This window comes from Herbiconiux dendrobii, assembly GCF_052048175.1.
GTDB lineage: Bacteria > Actinomycetota > Actinomycetes > Actinomycetales > Microbacteriaceae > Herbiconiux.
On sequence record NZ_JBLZQV010000001.1, the window covers coordinates 240,747 to 260,205 of the forward strand.

The following is a 19,459-nucleotide window of genomic DNA, read 5'->3' on the forward strand; positions in this document are numbered from 1 at the left end:
TGTCGCTCCAGGAAGGTGGTTCTTTGAATGAATGGTGAAAGAAAGAGGATGCCGCGTCGCACGCGATGGAGAGTTTCGCGGCCGTAACATTGAATGCGATCTGAAAGTACGGTCGGAGTCCGCCCGGAGGCGGGGAGAGAGGTGCCCGTGGCTCGACCGAAGCGACAGGAGCAGCGCCGCAGCGAGATCGTGGCGGCCGCCCAGCGCACGATCGCCCAGCACGGGCCCGACGGAGCCCGACTCAACCGCGTGGCCGAGGAGGCCGGGCTCACGAGCGGCGCCGTGCTCTACTACTACCCCGACATCGACGAGCTCGTGATGGAGGCCAACCGGGCCGGCATGGAGCGCTTCTACGAAGACCGCGTGCGCATGCTGGAGAGCCTCGACGACGACCCGGTGCTGCGACTCGTGCGCCTGATCGACTCCGGCCTGCCCGCCGACTGGGCCGACCCCGAGGTGCGGCTGCTCTGTGAGCTGGGCGGCTCGGCCGGCCGCAACCCGGTGATGGCCACCCTGCTCACCGCCCTCTACGACCGCCAGGTGGGCATGTACCAGATCGTGCTCGAGCAGGGCGCGGCGCGCGGAGTCTTCACCCTCACCGCGTCGTCGCTCGCCATCGCCCGCAACCTCGTGGCGCTCGAAGACGCCTACGGCTACCGCATGGTGGCCCGGCATCCCACCATCGATCACGCCGGTGCCCGCGCGCTGATCGTGGAGTACGCCCGCCAGTCCACCGGTCACGCGCTGGCCTGAGCGGGTTCGGCGGAGGCTGCTCCGGCCGAGCCGCCGCCGGCCGGGGCGTGGTCCGCGCCGTCGCCGGTTCCGGATGCCGGCACCCGGTCGTCGAGCACCACCACCGAGCGGGCGTGGTCGATGCGGAGGCCCACCACGTCGCCGCGGCGGGCCGCGCTCGTGGCGTGCACCGTGCATCCGATCGGCAGGGCACGGCCGGGAACCGCCACCGACACCGTGGAGGAGCCACCGAGGAAGTAGGTGTCGATCACGGTGCCGTCGAGAACGCCGGTGCCCGCGGGCACCAGGTTCACGTCTTCGGGCCGCACCACCAGCGTCACCGGGGTGCCGGTGGAGAACGGATGCGGCGCCGTCAGCACGCGCAGGCCCGGCACGTCGACCCCGCCCGGCACGGCCGTGCCGTCGAACAGGCTCGACGAGCCGATGAAGTCGGCCACGAAGCGGGTGCGCGGCGTGGAGTAGAGCCCCACGGGGGTGTCGAGCTGCTCCACCGAGCCGTTGTTCAGCACGGCCACGCGGTCGGCCATCGACATGGCCTCCTCCTGGTCGTGGGTGACCACTACGAAGGTCATGCCCACCTCGTGCTGCAGACGCTTCAGCTCGAGCTGCATGTCGGCGCGCACCTTGCGGTCGAGCGCCGAGAGCGGCTCGTCGAGCAGCAGCAGGCGGGGGCGCTTCACGATGGCGCGGGCGAGCGCCACGCGCTGGCGCTGGCCGCCGGAGAGCTGGGCGGGGCGTCGCTTGGCGAAGGTGCCGAGCCCCACCGTGTCGATGGTCTCGCCCACCCGGCGGCGGATCTCGGCCTTCGGCAGCCCCTGCGCCTCGAGCCCGTAGGCGACGTTCTTCTCCACGCTGAGGTGGGGGAACAGGGCGTACGACTGGAACATCATGTTCACCGGCCGCTTGTGCGCCGGCAGGGCCGTGAGGTCGGCGCCGTCGAGCAGTACCTCGCCCGAGGTGGGCGTCTCGAAGCCGGCGATCGAGCGCAGCAGCGTGGTCTTGCCGCAGCCGGAGGGGCCGAGCAGGGCGAAGAACTCGTTGTCGGCGATGGTGAGGTCGATGTCGCGCAGGGCCTGCACGGAGCCGTAGGAGTGACTGACATCCCTGATCTCGAGCAGGGGAGACGTCGAGGCCGTGGTCTGGTTTTCGGCGGTCATAGTGCTTCCGTGACTTTGCTGAGGCGCTGCGCGCCGAGGACGGCGACCACGCTGACGAAGAGGAGGACGGTGGCGAGCGCGTTGATCTCGGGCGTCACACCGAACCGAACCATCGAGTAGATGACGATCGGCAGTGTGGGCGTGGTGGGCGCCGCGGTGAAGAACGCGATCACGAACTCGTCGATCGAGAGGGTGAAGCTGAGCAGCGCGCCGGCCACGATGCCCGGCGCGAGCTGCGGCAGGGTCACCCGGGCGAAGGTGCGCACGGGGCCCGCGCCGAGGTCGCGCGAGGCCTCCTCGAGGCTCGGGTCGAGGTGTGCGAGCCGCGCCAGCACGATCGCCGTGACGAAGGCGATCGAGAAGGCCGCGTGCGAGAGCAGCACCGAGTAGAGCCCGAGGCTGAAGCCCAGCAGCGAGAACACGCTCAGGATGCCGATGCCGAGCAGCAGGTCGGGCAGCAGGGCGGGCGTGAGGGCGAAGGCCCGCACGAGACCGCCCTTCGTGTAGCGCTGAATGCCGACGGCGAGCAGGGTGCCGAGCACGGTGGCGATGGCGGTGGAGCCGGTGGCCACGATCAGCGTGTTCACCAGCCCTTCGAGGATCGCCTCGTCGCGGAACAGCTCGCCGTACCAGTCGAGGGTGAAACCCCGCCAGACGAAGAGGTTCGAGGAGTCGTTGAACGACAGGATGACGACCACGACGATCGGCAGATAGAGGAAGACGAACGTCAACCAGAAGGGGATGCGGATGAGACGCGATCTACGCATCCGTCGCCACCCCCTTCGCTGCACTGGTCTTCTCGCGCTTGCCGTCGGTGAGGCGCTTGGAGAGTCGGGCCTGCAGGAGCAGGAGCAACAGCAGTGAGATCGTGAGCACCAGGGCCAGGGCGGCGCCGAACGGCCAGTCCCTGGCCTTCAGGAACTGGTCGCGGATGAGGTTGCCGATCAGTACCGTCTTGCCGCCGCCGATCAGCTCGGGGATCACGAAATTGCTCATCGCCGGCACGAACACGAACACGCAGCCGGTGAGGATGCCGGGGATCGAGAGCGGCACGGTGACGGTGCGGAACACCCGGAACGGGCTCGCCCCGAGGTTCGTGGCCGCCTCACCGAGCTGGGCGTCCTGGCTGGAGAGCGAGGAGTAGAGCGGCAGGATCATCAGCGGCAGGTACATGTAGAGAAGCCCCACCACCACGGCTTGCGGCGTGTAGAGCATCGAGACGGGCTCCTGCGTGATGCCGAGGGCCTGCAGGGCCTGGTTGATCCAGCCGGCGTTGTTCAGCAGCAGGATCCAGGCGTAGGTGCGGATCAGGAAGTTGGTCCAGAACGGCAGCAGCACGGCGATCAGCGCGATCGTGCGCCACTTCGGGCTGAGTCTCGTGATCATCAGCGCGGTCGGGTAGCCGATCAGCAGCGCGAGGGCGGTGACGACCGCCGCGATGCCGAGCGAGTTCGCCACCACACCGAGGTAGAGCGGATCGAACAGGCGCGCGAAGTTCTCGAGCGTGAAGGTGGACACCACCCCGCCGAAGCGGCCCCGCTCGAAGAACGAGTAGGCGGTGATCAGCAGCACCGGCACGAACACCAGCAGAGCGATGTAGAGGCTGCCGGGGCCGAGGAACGGAAGCGCCGCCAGCCGCCCCCTGGGCCTCCGCCGCACAGCGTGGGGCCGTGCGACGGAGGGGGCGGGTGGCCGCGTGGCGGGGGCGGCGGTGGGTGGGGCGGTCATGCTGTGCGTGGTGCCGTTCGGGTGCGGTGACGGATGCCGGGGAGGTGGGGCGACCGGCCTCAGCCGGCGGCCATGATCTCGGTGGCGAGGCGGGTGTACTCGGTGCCGAACTGGCCCACATCGACGACGGTCTCCTGCTCGAGCAGGGTGGCCGGGTCGATGGCGAGGTTCGGGAACTGCTCCACCAGAGCGGGGTCGAGCGACTCCACGGCGGCCTTGTTGGGCACGGCGTAGAGGATGCTCGACGCCACGTACGACTGCACGTCGGCCTCGAGGATGTAGTTGACGAAGGCCATCGCGGCCTCCTTGTTCTTCGACGACTTGAGCACCGTCATCGTGTCGACCCAGAGGTCGCTGCCCTCCTCGGGAAGCACGAACTGCACGGTGGGGTCTTCGGCGATGGCGTAGTTGCACCAGCCGTCCCACGCCTCCACCATCGCGGCCTCACCGGAGACGAGTTTGCTGTAGAAGGTGGTGTCGTCGAAGGCCAGCAGCGTGTCCTTCGTCTTCAGCATCTGCTCCTTCACCTTCTCCAGCACGGCGGGGTCTTCGGAGTTCACCGACTCGCCGAGCATCTTGAGGGCGGGCAGCGCCATCCAGCGCTCGGTCGAGAGCATGGTGGTCTTGCCCTCGAGGGCGGGAACCGGGTTCAGCAGGTCGTTCCACGAGGTGGGGGCGAATCCGGTGAGGTCGGGGCGGTAGCACAGGCCCGTGGTGCCCCAGGCGTAAGGCTCGGAGTAATTGTTGCCCTCGTCGTAGGCCAGCTCGAGGGCCTCGGGGTAGAGGTTGGCCTCGTTCGGGATGAGGCTCTTGTCGAGCTCCTGCAGCAGGCCGGCCTCGTTGAGCGCCTGGGCGTACTGGCCGGAGACGAAGGCCACGTCGATCCCGGGGTCGGCGCTCGCGGTGAGCTTGGCGACGACCTCCTCGTTGGTGGCGTGGTTGACGATCGTGACCGGGACGCCGGTGGCCTTCTCGAAGTCCTCCGCCAGCGTCTCGGGGTAGTAGTCGGCCCAGATGCTCACCGTGAGGCTCTGCTCCGTGATGTCGGCTTCGGGATCGATCGCGTCATTGGATGCGCCGGCGCACGACGTCAGCGCGAGCGCCGTCACCGTCGCTCCTGCGAGTATTGCCACGGATTTGGTGAAACGCACTGTGCCTCCTGGGTGGGCGAGCAAGAACTTGGGTTGGCCGATTGTTGCACCACGCAGTAACGAATGACAATGCCCGTTCGCAGGCTGTGACACGGAATTTTCATAATTATTCGAATTGCAATTCAAGGAATCGGTACGGTGGGACGGTGGCACCAGAGCTGAGCACGACGCGGGGGGCACTGCGCCTCGGCGACGATGGCGTCATCGCGGTGAGACGCGGCGACGGTGTGCCGGCGATGGCGGGCGACGGCGTGGGGGCCGATCTCGTGCGACTCGCGCTGAGCGAGTCACCCACGGGTCTTCCCCCCTCCTTCCGGGGCGAGGAGCGGGCACTCGGTGTCGACATGACCAACTGGTCCGTGGTGGTCGACGAGCGCTGGATCGTGAAGGTGCCGCTCGTCTGGGGCGGCTCGGAGCGATCCGTGCGGCAGCTCGAACGGCTGGCCGCGGCGGGGAGTGCGCTCAGCCCGCGCCTGGTGGGACTCGTTCCCTGGTCGGTACCCGGCCGGGGCGAGGTGAGCGCGGCGCTCGTGACCGAGCTGCTGGCGGATGCCACCGACGGGTGGACCTGGGCCGTCGACGACGTGCTGCACTTCCTGCGGGCGGATGCGGGCGGGCCGGCGGGGTCGAGCGGCTCGCCGCATGCCGAGCGGCCGGCGGATGCGGGCGCACGGCCGGAGTGGCCGGCGGTGCTCGGGCGGATGACGGCCGAGCTGCACCGCTGCCTGGCGGCGGATGCCGAGTCCGCTGACCGGCCTACGGGCGACGAGCCGGCCGTCGGCTCGGCGAGCACCGGCCCGGAGCTGCGTGAGCGGATCGGACGCCGGCTCGACGCGGCGCTCGCCGCCGTCGACGGCGAGGTGCGGGCGCGGCTCGACGCGCGGCTTCCGCAGCTGCGCGCGATCGTGGCGGCGGCGCCCGAGCGGGTGGGCGGGGCGGTGTTCCCGATCCACGGCGACCTTCACGTCGGCCAGTTCTTGCGGGCGACGGACGCCGACGGTCGCGTGCGCTACGCGGTGGTGGACTTCGACGGCGACCCCCAGCATCCGGAACGGCCGGGGCAGGGCACCGGGATGGTGGACGTCGCGGCCGTCGACGTGGCGCACCTGCTGGTGTCCGTCGACCTCGTCGGTTCCGTGGTGCAGAAGCGGCTCGGCCGGCGCGACGCACGGGTGCTCGCCTGGGCCTCCGACGCCCGCGCACAGCTGCTCGCCGCCTACCGTGCCGAGGCCGCTCGACCCGGGACGGACGAGGGAGCACCGGCGGCGGTGCTCCTCGACGAACGCGCCCTGCCCGCACTCGAGGCGGAGCAGTTCGCGCGCGAGCTCACCTACGCCCACCGGTACCTCCCACGATGGGAGTACGCGCCCGACGGCGCCATCACCGCCCGCTATGCGCCCGACGCCGCCGACCCTGACACCCGAGCCGAGGAGAAGGAATGGACACCGCCCGCTTCCGAGACGACCTGATCGAGATACCGGCTTCGCTGCGTGAGCTCGCCGATGCCTTCGAGGCCGGGATCGACGGGCTCGGCCGGGCGCGGGCGCTCGCCGCGGCCCCCGGCACCCGCGTGCTGGTGCTCGGCATGGGGTCGAGCGCGTACGCCGCAGCCGTCGTGGCTCGCACGGCTCGGGCCCGTGGGTGTTCGGTGGTGGTGGAACTGGCCAGCACGGCCGCTCTGCCGCCGGCCGCCGCCGACCTCGTGGTGATCGCGGTCTCGGCCACGGGCCGGAGTGCCGAGGTGCTCGCCGCCGTCGAGCCCTACCGGGGTCTCGGCCGGCTGGTGGCGGTCACGAACGACACTGCCTCGCCGCTCGCGCTGGCCTCCGACGTGGTGGTGCCACTGCTCGCCGGTGTCGAGGTGAGCGGGGTGTCGTGCCGCACCTTCCGGCACACCTTCCTCGTGCTCGAGGCGATCCTCGGAGGGGAGGAGGCGGGGCTGCCTGAGCTCGTCCGGGCGAGTGCGACCGCGTCATCCGCTCTGCTCGAGCAAGCGCCTCGATGGCTCGAGCAGGCCACCGGGCTGCTGCTCGGGCCACAGGGTACCTGGCTGCTCGCGCCGGTGGAACGTCTGTCGTCGGCGCAGCAGTCGGCGCTGATGATGCGCGAGGTGCCGCGGCGCCCGGCCTACGCGAGTGAGACGGGGGATTGGTCGCACGTCGACGTCTACCTCTCGAAGACGCTCGACTACCGTGCTCTGCTGTTCGCCGGTTCGGCGTGGGACGAGCCGGCCGCCGAGTGGCTCCGCGGGCGTTCGGCCACGCTCGTGACCGTGGGCCCCACGCCCCTCGCCACCGAGGCGGCGCTCGCCATCCGCTACCCGGGGGACGAGCGGCCCGAGGTGGCCGTGCTCGTCGAGACGCTCGTGGGGGAGCTGCTGGCGGCGGAGTGGTTCGCCGCCGACCCCGGCTTCGGCTGGAGCGCCGACCTCAGCTGAGAGATCTGCTCATGATCGACAGGATAGGGTTCCGAGCCTCCGAGCCTCCGGGCCGAATGGGATGACAGAACCTGTGGACGAGTGCTCGACCGATCGACCCGGGGACGGATCGGGAGGGGTGCGGTGGCGTCAGAAGGGGGCGACACCCGCGCGGTCGATGAAGGTGCCGGTCGGACCCTCGCCGCCTCGGGTGGCCAGCTCGACCACGGCATCCGTTCCCTCGGTCACCGTCTGCGGGCCGCTGTGGCCGTTGAAGTCGGTGGCCGTGTAGCCGGGATCGGCCGCATTGACGCGGAACTCCGGGAACGCTTTCGCGTACTGCACGGTCAGCATCGTCACGGCGGCCTTCGACGACTGGTACAGCGGCGCCACGATCGTCGACTCGACCCGCGAGACGTCGAGCACCGCGCCGAAGGAACCCATCCCGCTGGTCACGTTCACGATCGTGGGTGCGCTCGAGGAACGCAGCAGCGGAGTGAACGCGGTGGTCATGCGCACGATGCTCACCACGTTGGTGTCGTAGACCGCGAGGGCGTCGGATGCGGTGAGCTCGCCGGCGGGCGCGTGCGAACCGAGGATGCCGGCGTTGTTGATCAGCACGTCGAGGCCTCCCGCGGCGGCGATCGTGGAGGCTGCGGAGGCGACCGAGGCGTCGTCGGTCACGTCGAGCTGCACGAAGCGGGCGCCGAGCGCCTCGGCGGCCTCGCGCCCGCGGGTCTCGTCGCGGGCGCCGATCCACACGGTGTGGCCGGCCTCGATCAGGCGGCGGGCGGTCTCGCGGCCGAGGCCGCGGTTCCCACCGGAGATCAGGGTGACGGTGGGGGAGGAGGGGGTGGTGGGGGTGTCGATGCTTGTCATGCTCCGAGTCTGCGGTGGCGGCATCCGTTCGCCCTGGCCCGGTTCAGCATGCGGACTGCCAGTACCACCCTGGACGCCCCCGCCGCTGGCAGACTGACGACATGACCGGGTCGACGGATGCGCACGGCGCACAGAGCGCGCAGGGCACGCAGAGCGGGCAGAGCGCGGAGACCGGGCCGGGCACGCAGAGCGGGCAGAGCGCGCACAGCGCGCCGGGCGACCTCGGCGCCTCGCTGCGGGCCTGGCGCGACCGCCTCTCGCCGCACGACGTCGGCTATCCGGCCGGCGACGCACGCCGGGCGGCCGGACTCCGCCGCGAAGAGCTCGCGGCGCTCGCGGGCCTCAGCGTCGACTACATCGTGCGACTCGAGCAGGGCCGGGCCCGCCACCCCTCGGCCCAGGTCGCCGCTTCGCTCGCCCGGGCGCTGCAGCTCAGCGACACCGAGCGCGACCACCTCTTCGTGGTCGCCGGCCTGCTGCCGCCGTCCTCCGGCGAGGTGCCCGCGCACATCCCGCCCGGAGTGCAGCGCCTGGTGACCCGGCTGGGCGAGATCCCTGTGGCGGTGTTCACCGCATCCTGGGACCTGCTCAGCTGGAGCCCGCTCTGGGCGGCACTGCTCGGCGAGCCCCGCCGGCCGGCCTCGGGTCGCCCAAACCTCATCCGTGCGCTCTTCACGGGGACCAGGCTCGGTGAGGGCTCCGGAGAGCAGATCGTGCGCCGCTCGGGCAGCGTCGACGCGTTCGGGGCCTCGCTCGTGGCCGACCTGCGGCGCGTGCACGGCCGGTACCCCGACGATCGCGGTGTGAACGCCCTCGTCGCCGAGCTCGTGCAGAGCAGCGCCGACTTCCGCGAGCTCTGGAACAGCGGCGCGGTCGGCGAGCACCAGTCCGAGCGCAAGGTCGTGCACAACGACGTGGTCGGCGAGCTCGAGCTCGACTGCGACGTGTTCACCGCCGCCGGCAGCGAGCTGCGCATCGTGGCGTACACGGCGCCCGCCGGCTCCGACGCGGCGGCGAAACTCGACTTCTTGCGGGTGTCGGCGCTCGCAGCCGTGCGCGCCGGATCCTGAGGCCGCGGGCCGGAGCCGCCGGCTGAGGATAGATCGACTTCATCCCGCCTAGGCTGGTCCGATGCCCGAAATCAGGACAGACCACCGCACCGACGAGCAGAACACCACCGAAGACCGCACGGCTGACGGCATCCGCGACCCGGAATCCGGCAAGGCCGCGCATCCGGAACCCGCGAGTTCCGCACCCGAGCATCCGAGACCCGGCAGCCGTGTGGCGCCGTGGGTGTTCTGGCCGGCGGTGTCGATCGTACTGCTGGTCAGCGGTTTCGCGGTGCTCTTCCCCGACGCCGCCGAGGTGTTCTTCGGTGCCATCCAGTCGGGCATCATCAGCACGTTCAACTGGTACTACGTGCTGATCGCGGCGTTCTTCGTGGCGTTCGCGCTGTTCCTCGGCTTCAGCCGCTTCGGCGACATCAAGCTCGGCAAAGACGACGACGAGCCCGAGTTCTCGATCGGCGCCTGGTTCTCGCTGCTGTTCGCGGCAGGGATGGGCATCGGTCTGGTGTTCTATGGTGTGAGCGAGCCGCTCAGCCACTACGTCAGCCCGCGCCCCGGCGTCACGGGAACGGATGCTCAGCTCGCGCAGTCGGCGCTCACCCAGACCTACCTGCACTGGGGCGTGCACGCCTGGGCGATCTACGTGGTGGTGGGGCTCGCGCTCGCCTACGCCATCCACCGCCGGCGCCGGCCGATCTCCATCCGCTGGGCGCTCGAGCCGTTGCTCGGCAAGCGCGTTCACGGGGCGTGGGGCAACGCGATCGACACGATCGCGCTCGCCGGCACGATCTTCGGCGTCGCCACCTCGCTCGGCCTCGGCGTGCTGCAGATCGGTGCGGGCCTGCAGGCCACCGGGCTGCCGGAGCCGACCACGCTGGTGAACATCGCGATCATCGGGGTGATCGTCGTCTTCGTGCTGTTCTCGGTGCTCTCCGGCGTGGCGCGCGGTATGAAGTGGCTCTCCACGTTCAACCTGCTGCTGGCCGCCGCGCTGCTGGTGTTCGTGCTGGTCGTGGGGCAGAGCGAGTACCTGCTGCGTGAGTGGGTGCAGTCGATCGGCGCCTACATCCAGAACTTCGTGGGGCTGAGCTTCACGGTCAGTGCCTTCCAGGGGGCCGAGGGCGAGGCCTGGCAGGCATCCTGGACCTCCTTCTACTGGGGATGGTGGATCTCCTGGGCACCCTTCGTGGGCGTGTTCATCGCGCGCGTGAGCAAGGGCCGCACGGTGCGCCAGTTCGTGATGGGCGTGCTGATCGTGCCGACCCTGGTGGGCATCCTGTGGTTCGCCGTGCTCGGCGGATCGGCGCTGTTCACCGAGCTGCAGACCCCGGGAAGCATGCTGCGGCCCGACGGCACCGTCGATCAGCAGGGAGCGCTGTTCACCCTCTTCGAGAACCTGCCGGCCACGCCGGTGCTGACGGTGGGGGCGATCGTGCTGATCGCCGTCTTCTTCATCACCTCGGCCGATTCGGGCGCGCTGGTGATGGGGATGATCGCGACGGGCGGTTCACCCGAACCCGCCCGCTGGGTGCGCGTCTTCTTCACGCTCGCCACGGCGGTGCTCGCGATCGCGCTGCTTGTTGCCGGCGGACTCACCGCCCTGCAGACGGCCGCGACCATCATCGCGTTCCCGTTCAGCATCGTGATGCTGCTGATGTGCTGGTCGACGGTGATCGCGTTCCAGCGCGAGCGGCGGCTGTACGACCGGGCGCGGCGTGCGCAGTTCGTCGCCGAGGTGGGCGAGCGGTACGGGCTGGAGGTCGAGGAGCCCAACGAGACCGGCCTGAGGGCTGCCCGGTGGTTGCGGCGGCGGCGCTAGAAGAGGGTGGTCTCGGTCGAGACGGGGGCCGCGGCTCCCGTCTCCCGTGAGCCGCTCTCCGGCGTGTCGACGGATGCCACGGCTCCCGGATATCCCGGACCCGCGTCGGGCGTGCGCCCCTTCTGGTACGCCTCGGCGGCGCCTCGGGCACGGGCATCCGCGGCCTCGTTGAGCTCGTGGCCGACGTGGCCCTTCACCCATTCGAAGGTGTAGCGGCGGCCCTTGATCGCCTCGTCGATCTCTTTGATCAGGTCGAGGTTCATCACCGGTTTGCCGTCGCCCTTGCGCCACCCCTTGCGCTTCCAGCCGGGCATCCACTTGGTCACGGTGTTGATCACGTACTGGCTGTCGCACAGGATGTGCAGGTCGTCGTCGATGTGCGCGGTGGCCCGGAACAGCTCGAGCACCGCCTTCAGCTCGCCCATGTTGTTGGTGCCGTGCGGCCAGCCGCCGGCGCCCCAGGTGCGGTCGTCGATGTACCAGGCCCAGCCTGCCGGTCCGGGGTTGCCGAGAGCGGAGCCGTCGGCGGAAGCGGTGATGGTCACCGTCCCACCCTAACCGCCGCCCTCACCCCCCGTTCCCCTTTTCCTGAGAATATGTCACACTAACCTGACCCAATCTCACCTGTCAGGAGTGTGCTCATGCACGTACCAACCCTCTCCCGAATCGCTGCGACCCGTACCGCGCGACTCCGAATCTCGGCCGCCATCGGCCTGGGCAAGTGAGCCCCGACATGAACTCGAATCGACTACGCGTCCGGATTGCGGCAGTCTGCGGGGCGCTGGCCGTCGGACTGTCTGCGCTCGTCTTTCCCACTGCCGCGTCCGCGGCCACCCCGATGGTCGCTGCGGACGAGTATTCGATCGGTGCGGCGGAGCCGTTCACGACAGACGACGGGGCAGGGATCCTCACCAACGACACCGATGTCGACTTTCCGGGAAGGCTGATCACGGTCTCTTCCAGGACCAAGCACGGCAAGCTCACTGGTCCCGACAGCTCGGGTCAATTCACCTACGCGCCCGATCTCGGCTTCGTCGGCCTCGACAACTTCGTCTACTGCGTCAGCGCCGGCGCCGGCTGCGTCACCAACGAGGCCTCTGTGACGATCGATGTGGTTTCGCACATCGAGCGAATCGGCGCATCCGACCGCTTCGCCGAGTCGGCCGCCATCTCGGCGTCCCGTTTCGCCCCAGAGACCGAGGTGGCCTACGTCGCGTCGGGTCAGGTCTTTCCTGATGCGCTCTCTGCCGGTTCGGCTGCCGGATCGAGCGGATTGTTCGGCAGCCCCGTGCTCTTGGTGACGAAGGACACGGTGCCGGACGCCATCCAGAAAGAGCTCACCCGGCTGGCACCCAAGAAGATCATCGTGCTGGGAGGTGTCAATACGATCAGTGCGGGTGTGCAGACTCAGCTTCGAGCCTTCGCGCAATCGGTCGATCGGTACGACGGGGCGGATCGATACGAGGTCTCTGCGCTGATATCTGCCAAGACGTTCCTTCCGGGCTTGCCGGTCGTCTACGTCGCGTCTGGAGAGGTGTTCCCGGATGCACTGTCAGGCTCCGCCGCTGCCGGCCTCAACCGGGCGCCGGTGCTGCTGGTCGGCAAGAACTCGGTCCCGAAGGTCATCGCTGACGAGTTGGCGCGTCTGAAGCCGCCGAAGATCATCGTGCTAGGCGGCGCGAACACCGTCTCAGATGCGGTCGTCGCGCAGCTCAAAGGAATTGCGCCCACATCCCGCACAGCCGGAGCTGACCGTTACGAAGTCTCGGCCAACACGGCCGTCGGAGCGTTCATCAACCCGAACAGGGTCGTGTTCATCGCATCGGGCGAGGTGTTCCCGGATGCGCTGTCCGGTTCGCCCGCAGCCATCGTCAGGGGGGCACCCGTGCTGCTGGTGTCCAAGGACTCCATTCCTGCATCGGTCGCCGCGCAGCTTGCTCGATTGACGCCCGGCCGCATCGTGGTACTCGGGGGAGTGAACTCCATTTCGACGCGAGTCGAGGCGGAGCTTGCCACTTACCTGGCGAAATAGAGCACGCGGATGGTGGGCCCGGCTTCCCGAGTCACCGCGCCCACCATCCGCTGGCGCCTGCCCTCCACCGACTTTCGTCCGCCGATCGGGGCGTGGGAGCATGGAGGCATGAGCGAGACGCGGGCACTGCACATCACGGGAGACGCCGAGGCCGACGAGCTGCTGTCGAGCGATCCGCTCGCGCTGCTGATCGGGATGCTGCTCGACCAGCAGGTGGCGATGGAGACCGCGTTCGAGGGGCCGAAGAAGATCCGCGAGCGGATCGGCGGCGACTTCGACGCGAAGACGCTCGCGGCCTACGACCCCGACGCGCTCGTCGAGGTGTTCCGGCAGACGCCCGCCGTGCATCGCTACCCCGGCTCGATGGCCGGCCGGGTGCAGACGCTGTGCGCGGCGCTGGTCGACGACTGGGGCGGCAAGGCCGAGAACCTCTGGACGGAGGGCGACCCCGACGGCCCCGCCCTGCGCAAGCGCCTCGAGGCGCTGCCCGGCTTCGGCAAGCAGAAGGCGGCCATCTTCCTCGCCCTGCTCGGCAAGCGGTACGGCGTGACGCCCGAGGGCTGGCGGGCCGCCGCCGGCCACTACGGCGACGAGGGTTCGTACCGCTCCGTCGCCGACATCGTCGACCCGGCCTCGCTCGACCGCGTGCGCGAGACCAAGCGTGCCGCCAAAGCCGCCGCCAAGGCCGGCTGAAGCCGCGCGAACAGCGGCAGCGTGAGGCCGCAGAGCGGCCCGATCGCCAGCGCGAACACCACCGTGCCCACCCCCACGTTCCCGCCGAGCAGCCAGCCCACCAGCAGCACACCGCCCTCCACGCTCATCCGGGCGATCCAGATCGGCCAGCCGAGCCGGGAGTGGATGCCGGTCATCAGACCGTCTCGCGGCCCCGGCCCCAGGCGCGCACCGATGTAGAGGCCACTCGCCGCCGCGAGCAGCAGCAGGCCGGCGGCGAAGTACGCGATCTGCAGCCAGAGCACCGTGGGCGAGGGCAGCAGCCAGAGGCCCAGTTCGATCGAGCTGCCCACCACCAGAACGTTCAGGAGCGTGCCGGCACCGGGTCGCTGGCGGAGTGGGATCCACAGCAGCAGCACCGCGAGCCCGATCAGGTTCGTCAGCCAGCCGATCCCGATGCCGGTGACACCGGCGAGACCCTGCGCGAACACCGTCCACGGGTCCACGCCGATCGCTGCGCGGATCATCAGCGCATCGGCGACCCCGTAGAGCACGAGGCCGACGGCGAGCTGCAGCAGTCGGGCGGAGAGAAGAAGGTGACGCATGCCCTCAATCCAATTGCCGAAGTGGCCATACTTCAAGTGGCCAATATTGAGACGATGGCTCCGGATGCCGCTACAGTGGCTTCATGGTCGACGCACGTATCGGTACCCGCGCCCTGCTCTCCCTGCTCGGCGACTGGCGGCAGACCGCCTCCGGTCCCTCCTATCTGGCCCTGTTCGACCGCATCCGGTTGCTCGTGCTCGACGGCCGCATCCCCACCGACACCCGCCTGCCCGCCGAACGCGACCTCGCGCAGGCGCTCGGGGTGAGCCGCACGATGGTGTCGGCCGCCTACCGGGAGCTGCGCGACGCCGGCTACACCCAGAGCGTGCGCGGCAGCGGCAGCGTGACCCGGCTCCCCGGCCGGGTTCCGGTGAGCGGCCAAGACCCGGCGGGCGAGTTCATCGACTTCAGCAAGGCCACCTCGCCGGCCTACCCGGGCCTCTACGCCGCCACGCAGCGCGTGATGGACGACTACGCCGTCGAACTCGGCGGCTCGGGCATCGACCCCTTCGGCTCGATGGCTCTGCGCGAAGCCGTGGCGGCGCGCTACAGCGAACGTGGACTGCCCACCACGGTCGAGCAGGTGATGATCACCATCGGCGCCCAGCATGCGATCTCGCTGCTGGCCCGCACCCTGCTGGCCCGCGGCGACCGTGCCGTCGTGGAACTGCCGAGCTACCCGCACGCCTACGAAGCCCTGCGCTCGGCCGGCGGCCGGCTGGTTCCGGTGACCGTCACCTCGCGCGGCGGGGACGAGGCGCACGGATGGGACGCCGCAGGCCTCGAGCAGGCGTTCGCCCGCACCAGCCCGACCCTGGCCTACCTGATGCCCGACTTCCACAACCCGACCGGCGAGTCGATGCCGGCCGCGCTGCGGGAGCGGACCCTGGCGGCCGCCGCGCGCCAGGGATCCCTCGTGCTCGCCGACGAGACCACGAGCGAGCTGACCATCGACCGGCCGGAGTCGTTCCTGCCGCTCGCCGCATACGGCGACGCCGCCACGGCCGACTCGGCGGTCTCGATCGGCTCGGTCGGCAAGACGGTGTGGGCGGGTATGCGGGTGGGCTGGATCCGCGCGACCCCCGCCATCATCCGCAAGCTCGCCGGTGCGCGCTTCTCGGGCGACCTCGGCACCCCGGTGCTGGAGCAGCTGATCGTCGCCGAGCTGCTGCGCGACTTCGACCCGGTGCTCGAGCTGCGCTCGGCGCAGTTGCGGGCCAGTCGCGAGATCCTCGTGCGCACCCTGCGCGACACCATCCCCGAGTGGCAGGTGCCCGTGCCCGACGGTGGGCTGGCCAGCTGGGTGAACCTCGGTGCGGCGGTGAGCTCGCAGCTCGCGCTCGCCGCACGCAGCCAGGGGCTGCTGCTCACGGCGGGACCGCGCTTCGGGATCGACGGCGCGTTCGAGCGCTTCATCCGCATCCCCATCAACCTGCCGCAGGGCGAGCTCGAACGCGGCATGGTGGCCCTCCGTGCCGCCTGGAACACGGTCTCCCGCGGCCCGATGGTCGCGCCGTCCGACCTCTACGCCGACATGGTCTAGCCGACGGGCTGCTCCTCCCGTACGTACAGCCTCACGTCGTCGATCACGATCTCGTCGAGCTCGCTCGCGTTCGCTTCCAGGAACGCCCCCACCTGGGGCGACTCGGGGAAGCGCAGCGAATCCTTCACCGCCACGGCGACGATGTCGGGGTCGGCCGCATCCAGGGTCTGCCGCCCGTCGAGGTAGGGCAGATACTCCCAGTCGGCCATGCCCGACACCAGAACCTCGCCCGAGTCGACATCCACCCCGAGCTCGTCCAGCGTGGGCAGCACGAGGGCCATGCCCTCGGCGCGCTCGTTCGCGACGGCCACCGAGGTCCACACCGCGCAGGCCACCCCGAGAGCGACGACCGCCCCCGCCAGGGTGCGCGTGAGCACAGTGGCGACGGACGACCGCCGCCGCCCGAGCAGCACCGAGACGCCGATCCCCGCCAGCACGCACAGCAGCCACACCCAGGCGTAGTAGTAGTGCGTCAGCGCGACCCGCGAGACGACCAGGTAGAACACCAGCAGCAGGGCGAGAGCCGTGCCGATGTACAGGGGCAGGGCGAGCCCGGGAGGCCGTCGGAAGAACGCGGCGCCGGTACCGATCACCAGCATCAGGCTGGCCGCGATCCCCATCCCCTCCACCGAGAACAGCAGATTCGCCCACCAGGGCGGGAACGCGGTGGCCACACCCGCCACCACCACGAGGTGCCCGGCCGCATCGTGCGCCGACTGCATCTGCAGCATGGACGTGAGGGCCGACCGGATGCCCATCGGCAGGTACGCGAGCACGAACACCGCCCCGAACACGGCCACGAACACGACAGCGCCGAGCAATGTGTCCCGGATCCGCTTCGCCAGCAGCGGCAGCAGCAGGATCGCCGGGATCGTCACCGCGGTCGACACCTTCGAGCCGACGGAGAGCGCCATGGCGACGGCCGAGAGCACCAGCCACCACCACGAGCGCGTACGGAACCACCGCCAGGCCGACGCGAAGGCCGCGATCGCGAAGAACACCATGAACGGCTCGAGCAGTCCGAACCGGTCCAGTCGCACACCGCTCGACACCCCGTGCGGCAGCAGCATCCAGGCCCCGGCGGCGAACAGCGCCCCCGCCCGGCCGATCTCGAGCCGCAGCCAGAGGTAGAGGATGGCGGCGCCGAGGACGACGGTGCTCGCCGCGGCGATCCGCGGGCCCAGCTCGCCGTGCCCGAACACCAGCTGCGCCAGGCCGATGAGGTACTTCGCGACCGGCGGATGCTCGCGGTTGAGCGCGAAGTCGCCGTGCACGTACGCCCAGCCGGCCTCGCGGTAGATCGGCTCATCGGCATTGAGGTTGGCGGCACCGAGATTCCAGAACGACTGATACAGCCCCCACCCGAGCGTCGCCAGCGAGAGCGCGAACCCGAGCGACGACCTTGCCGAATACTGAGGAACGCTCACCTAAAGAGTGTAGGCGGCACTGCCGTAGCCTTGCAGCATGGAATCCGAACCCGTGCGCCGCCGCATCATCGAGTGGGAAGACCCGCGTGACACCGCGCGGGTCTCGCCCGAGGCGACCGGCCTCGAACACCTGCAGGCCATGATCGACGGTGCGGTGCCGCCGCCCCCGATGGCCGCTCTGATGGGCATGGATCTGGTGGCCGTCTCCGAGGGCTCGGCCACCTTCACGTGCACGCCGGACGAGTCGCACTACAACACGGTCGGCACCGTGCACGGCGGTCTGGTCTGCACGCTGCTCGACTCGGCCGCCGGCTGCGCCGCCCAGTCGGTGATGCCGCCCGGCCACCTCTACACCTCGATCGAGCTGAAGGTGAGCTACCTCCGTCCGCTCCGCCACGACTCGGGTGAGGTCACCTGCGTGGGCACGGTGGTGAAGTCGGGGCGCCGGGTCGTCTTCGCGGAGGCCACGGTGACGGATGCCTCGGGCGCGCTGATCGCCACGGCCACGAGCTCCTTGCTCGTCATTCCGGCCGGCTAGCGCCCGAGGTCAGACCTTCGCGTCCTGCTTCGGGAAGACCACCTTCTGCACGATGATGATGGCCGAGGCGGCGATCGGGATGGCCACCAGCGCGCCCAGCACCGAGCCGAGCGTTCCGCCGGCCACGGCCGCGATCACCACGATCGCGCCGGGGACGGCCACTGCGCGGTTCATGATGCGCGGGCTCAAGAAGTACGCCTCGAGCTGCATGTACACGACGTAGTAGATGGCGGCGACGAGCGCGGTGATCGGTGAGGCGAACAGGCACACCAGGATGATGACGATCGACCCCGACAGCGTTCCCACCAGGGGGATCAGCGAGGCCAGGAACGCGATGAACGCGAGCAGCACGGGGGCCGGGGCTCCGATGATCGTCAGGAAGATCACGCTGAGGATGCCGTTGATGGCCGCGAGTCCGATCTGCCCGACCACGTACCGCCCGACGGCGCCCGTCACGTCCTCGGTGAGCGAGGCGAAGGCGGGGCGCTTGTTGGCCGGCACGAAGCGGTAGGTGATCTTCTTCATGCTGCGCAGCGAGGCGAGGAAGTACAGGGTCAGGATGAGCACGATCACGCCGCCCGTGGCCCCGCTGGCGATCCCGGTGCCGACGGCGAGCAGCCCGCCGCCGAGGGCGAGCAGGTTGTTCGGGTCCTGGAAGAACTTCGCGGCGTCCTGCACGGCGCTGTCGATGTCGACGAAGTTGCCGACGAGCCCCTGCAGGCCGGTCACGAAGTCGCTGTGGGTGACGTCGTTCACGATGTCGGTGAAGTTGTTGATGAAGTAGGAGGCCTGGTTCACCACGAGCGGGATGACGGCGAAGGCCAGTCCCACGAAGATCCCGATGACCGCGGCGAAGACGATCACGATGGCCAGCGGTCGCGGCATCCGTCGTTCGAGCCACGAGACCAGCGGATCCAGGCCCAGCGCGAGGAAGAGGGCCACGCCGATGTAGATGAGCACGGTGCTCAGCTGGGTGACGATGCCGCCGATCAGGATGGCGAGCAGCACACCCAGGCCGCCCACGAGGCCGATCCGGAAGGCGTTGACCCGCACCGCCGGGGTGCTGGTGCTCCCGGCGATGTCGAGATCGGACCCCGGCTGCAACGCCGCCGATTGCGGTGCGGCGGACTTCTTCTTGAACACGAGCACACTCCTTGCTTTCCCGTGCGCGGTGCGCCACTGTGCTGGCAACCCTAGCCCGCTGCGCGAGAAGTCGCGCGGCATGCGTTAATGGACTCAATACACTGCTGGAGGAGAACGCATGGGAAAGCTCTTGTACGGAGCCTCGAACATCGAGATCGAGTTCGATGACCGCACGCTCACGCACCTGCAGATCGTCATCGCTGCCAAGCTGCGGCGCAAGGAGAGCTTCTTCTTCTCCTGGAAGGACGACCCGGCGATCGGCGACGGGCGTTCGAGCATCTGGCTCGACGCGTCGATCCCGCTCTACTTCAAGTTCGCCGGCGGCCGTGTGCCCTCCATCAACCGCGAGTGGCTCGACATCCTGACGGCGTCCTCCAACGGCAGCGGTGGGCTGCAGTTCACCGAGGAGCCCGGCGCCGCGCACGCCACCGGGAACGGCGGCAACGGCAGCGGGAACTCCGGCAACGGCAACGGTCATGGCGGAGCGTCCGGCCCCGCCACGGTGCGCTGACGCCGGTCGGCTAGAGC

At 69.8% G+C, this 19,459-nt stretch carries 18 protein-coding genes and 1 pseudogene; 10 read left to right on the forward strand and 9 right to left on the reverse strand.

Going from position 1 to position 19,459, the window contains the following annotated elements:
* The first annotated feature begins 147 nt into the window (after positions 1-147).
* A complete protein-coding gene (locus ACN4JJ_RS01135; protein ID WP_440708067.1) occupies positions 148-753 on the forward strand; it encodes a TetR/AcrR family transcriptional regulator in 606 nt (201 codons plus the stop codon).
* Here ACN4JJ_RS01135 and ACN4JJ_RS01140 read toward each other — a convergent pair.
* Genes ACN4JJ_RS01140 through ACN4JJ_RS01155 form a run of 4 tightly spaced genes read right to left on the reverse strand, consistent with a single transcriptional unit; the run spans position 738 to position 4,771 of the window.
* Positions 738-1,910, reverse strand: a complete 1,173-nt coding sequence (locus ACN4JJ_RS01140; RefSeq protein WP_440708068.1) for an ABC transporter ATP-binding protein — start codon at positions 1,908-1,910, stop codon at positions 738-740. The two genes, ACN4JJ_RS01135 and ACN4JJ_RS01140, sit on opposite strands and share 16 nt — an antisense overlap.
* Positions 1,907-2,677, reverse strand: a complete 771-nt coding sequence (locus ACN4JJ_RS01145; RefSeq protein ID WP_440708069.1) for an ABC transporter permease — start codon at positions 2,675-2,677, stop codon at positions 1,907-1,909. The genes ACN4JJ_RS01140 and ACN4JJ_RS01145 overlap by 4 nt, the downstream gene beginning before the upstream one ends.
* Positions 2,670-3,638: an ABC transporter permease gene (locus tag ACN4JJ_RS01150; protein ID WP_440708070.1), complete on the reverse strand. Its 969-nt coding sequence runs from the start codon at positions 3,636-3,638 to the stop codon at positions 2,670-2,672. Before ACN4JJ_RS01150 ends, ACN4JJ_RS01145 begins: the two co-directional genes overlap by 8 nt.
* 59 nt (positions 3,639-3,697) lie before the next feature.
* Positions 3,698-4,771 carry a polyamine ABC transporter substrate-binding protein gene (locus ACN4JJ_RS01155; protein ID WP_440708071.1) on the reverse strand — a complete coding sequence of 358 codons (1,074 nt, stop codon included), beginning with the start codon at positions 4,769-4,771 and terminating at the stop codon, positions 3,698-3,700.
* A gap of 164 nt (positions 4,772-4,935) precedes the next feature.
* On the opposite strand from ACN4JJ_RS01155, the gene ACN4JJ_RS01160 reads away from it, so the two are divergent.
* Positions 4,936-6,258, forward strand: coding sequence for a hypothetical protein (locus tag ACN4JJ_RS01160; RefSeq protein WP_440708072.1), 1,323 nt, complete (start codon positions 4,936-4,938; stop codon positions 6,256-6,258).
* Positions 6,228-7,226 (forward strand): SIS domain-containing protein, encoded by a 999-nt coding sequence (locus tag ACN4JJ_RS01165; protein ID WP_440708073.1) that lies wholly within the window; start codon positions 6,228-6,230, stop codon positions 7,224-7,226. The genes ACN4JJ_RS01160 and ACN4JJ_RS01165 overlap by 31 nt, the downstream gene beginning before the upstream one ends.
* A gap of 129 nt (positions 7,227-7,355) precedes the next feature.
* Here ACN4JJ_RS01165 and ACN4JJ_RS01170 read toward each other — a convergent pair whose 3' ends face one another.
* The gene (locus tag ACN4JJ_RS01170) at positions 7,356-8,084 is read right to left on the reverse strand and encodes an SDR family NAD(P)-dependent oxidoreductase (RefSeq protein WP_440708074.1); all 729 of its coding nucleotides are present in this window, start codon (positions 8,082-8,084) and stop codon (positions 7,356-7,358) included.
* 101 nt (positions 8,085-8,185) lie between these two features.
* Here ACN4JJ_RS01170 and ACN4JJ_RS01175 point away from each other — a divergent pair, with 101 nt between their 5' ends.
* Together ACN4JJ_RS01175 and ACN4JJ_RS01180 are read left to right on the forward strand one after the other, a co-directional pair.
* Positions 8,186-9,154, forward strand: a complete 969-nt coding sequence (locus ACN4JJ_RS01175; RefSeq protein ID WP_440708075.1) for a helix-turn-helix transcriptional regulator — start codon at positions 8,186-8,188, stop codon at positions 9,152-9,154.
* A gap of 61 nt (positions 9,155-9,215) precedes the next feature.
* On the forward strand, positions 9,216-10,970 hold the full coding sequence (locus ACN4JJ_RS01180; RefSeq protein WP_440708076.1) for a BCCT family transporter: 1,755 nt from the start codon (positions 9,216-9,218) through the stop codon (positions 10,968-10,970).
* Between the two features lie 80 nt (positions 10,971-11,050).
* Here ACN4JJ_RS01180 and ACN4JJ_RS01185 read toward each other — a convergent pair.
* A pseudogene (locus ACN4JJ_RS01185) lies at positions 11,051-11,515 on the reverse strand (ribonuclease H family protein); the annotation flags it as partial.
* Between the two features lie 176 nt (positions 11,516-11,691).
* Between ACN4JJ_RS01185 and ACN4JJ_RS01190 the strand changes: the two are divergent.
* Positions 11,692-13,002, forward strand: a complete 1,311-nt coding sequence (locus tag ACN4JJ_RS01190) for a cell wall-binding repeat-containing protein (RefSeq protein ID WP_440708077.1) — start codon at positions 11,692-11,694, stop codon at positions 13,000-13,002.
* A gap of 108 nt (positions 13,003-13,110) precedes the next feature.
* Positions 13,111-13,695, forward strand: coding sequence for an HhH-GPD-type base excision DNA repair protein (locus tag ACN4JJ_RS01195; protein WP_440708078.1), 585 nt, complete (start codon positions 13,111-13,113; stop codon positions 13,693-13,695).
* Here the strand turns inward: ACN4JJ_RS01195 and yczE are convergent.
* A complete protein-coding gene (yczE, locus tag ACN4JJ_RS01200; protein ID WP_440708079.1) occupies positions 13,584-14,279 on the reverse strand; it encodes a membrane protein YczE in 696 nt (231 codons plus the stop codon). The genes ACN4JJ_RS01195 and yczE overlap by 112 nt on opposite strands.
* A gap of 83 nt (positions 14,280-14,362) precedes the next feature.
* On the opposite strand from yczE, the gene yczR reads away from it, so the two are divergent.
* On the forward strand, positions 14,363-15,823 hold the full coding sequence (gene yczR, locus ACN4JJ_RS01205; RefSeq protein WP_440708080.1) for a MocR-like transcription factor YczR: 1,461 nt from the start codon (positions 14,363-14,365) through the stop codon (positions 15,821-15,823).
* Here the strand turns inward: yczR and ACN4JJ_RS01210 are convergent.
* A complete protein-coding gene (locus ACN4JJ_RS01210; RefSeq protein WP_440708081.1) occupies positions 15,820-17,250 on the reverse strand; it encodes a glycosyltransferase family 39 protein in 1,431 nt (476 codons plus the stop codon). The two genes, yczR and ACN4JJ_RS01210, sit on opposite strands and share 4 nt — an antisense overlap.
* Positions 17,251-17,287: 37 nt before the next feature.
* Here ACN4JJ_RS01210 and ACN4JJ_RS01215 point away from each other — a divergent pair, with 37 nt between their 5' ends.
* On the forward strand, positions 17,288-17,788 hold the full coding sequence (locus ACN4JJ_RS01215; protein WP_440708082.1) for a PaaI family thioesterase: 501 nt from the start codon (positions 17,288-17,290) through the stop codon (positions 17,786-17,788).
* A gap of 9 nt (positions 17,789-17,797) precedes the next feature.
* Here ACN4JJ_RS01215 and ACN4JJ_RS01220 read toward each other — a convergent pair whose 3' ends face one another.
* Positions 17,798-18,931, reverse strand: coding sequence for an AI-2E family transporter (locus ACN4JJ_RS01220; RefSeq protein WP_440708083.1), 1,134 nt, complete (start codon positions 18,929-18,931; stop codon positions 17,798-17,800).
* A gap of 118 nt (positions 18,932-19,049) precedes the next feature.
* Between ACN4JJ_RS01220 and ACN4JJ_RS01225 the strand changes: the two genes are divergently transcribed.
* The gene (locus tag ACN4JJ_RS01225) at positions 19,050-19,442 is read left to right on the forward strand and encodes a DUF7882 family protein (protein WP_440708084.1); all 393 of its coding nucleotides are present in this window, start codon (positions 19,050-19,052) and stop codon (positions 19,440-19,442) included.
* Positions 19,443-19,459 lie beyond the last annotated feature (17 nt).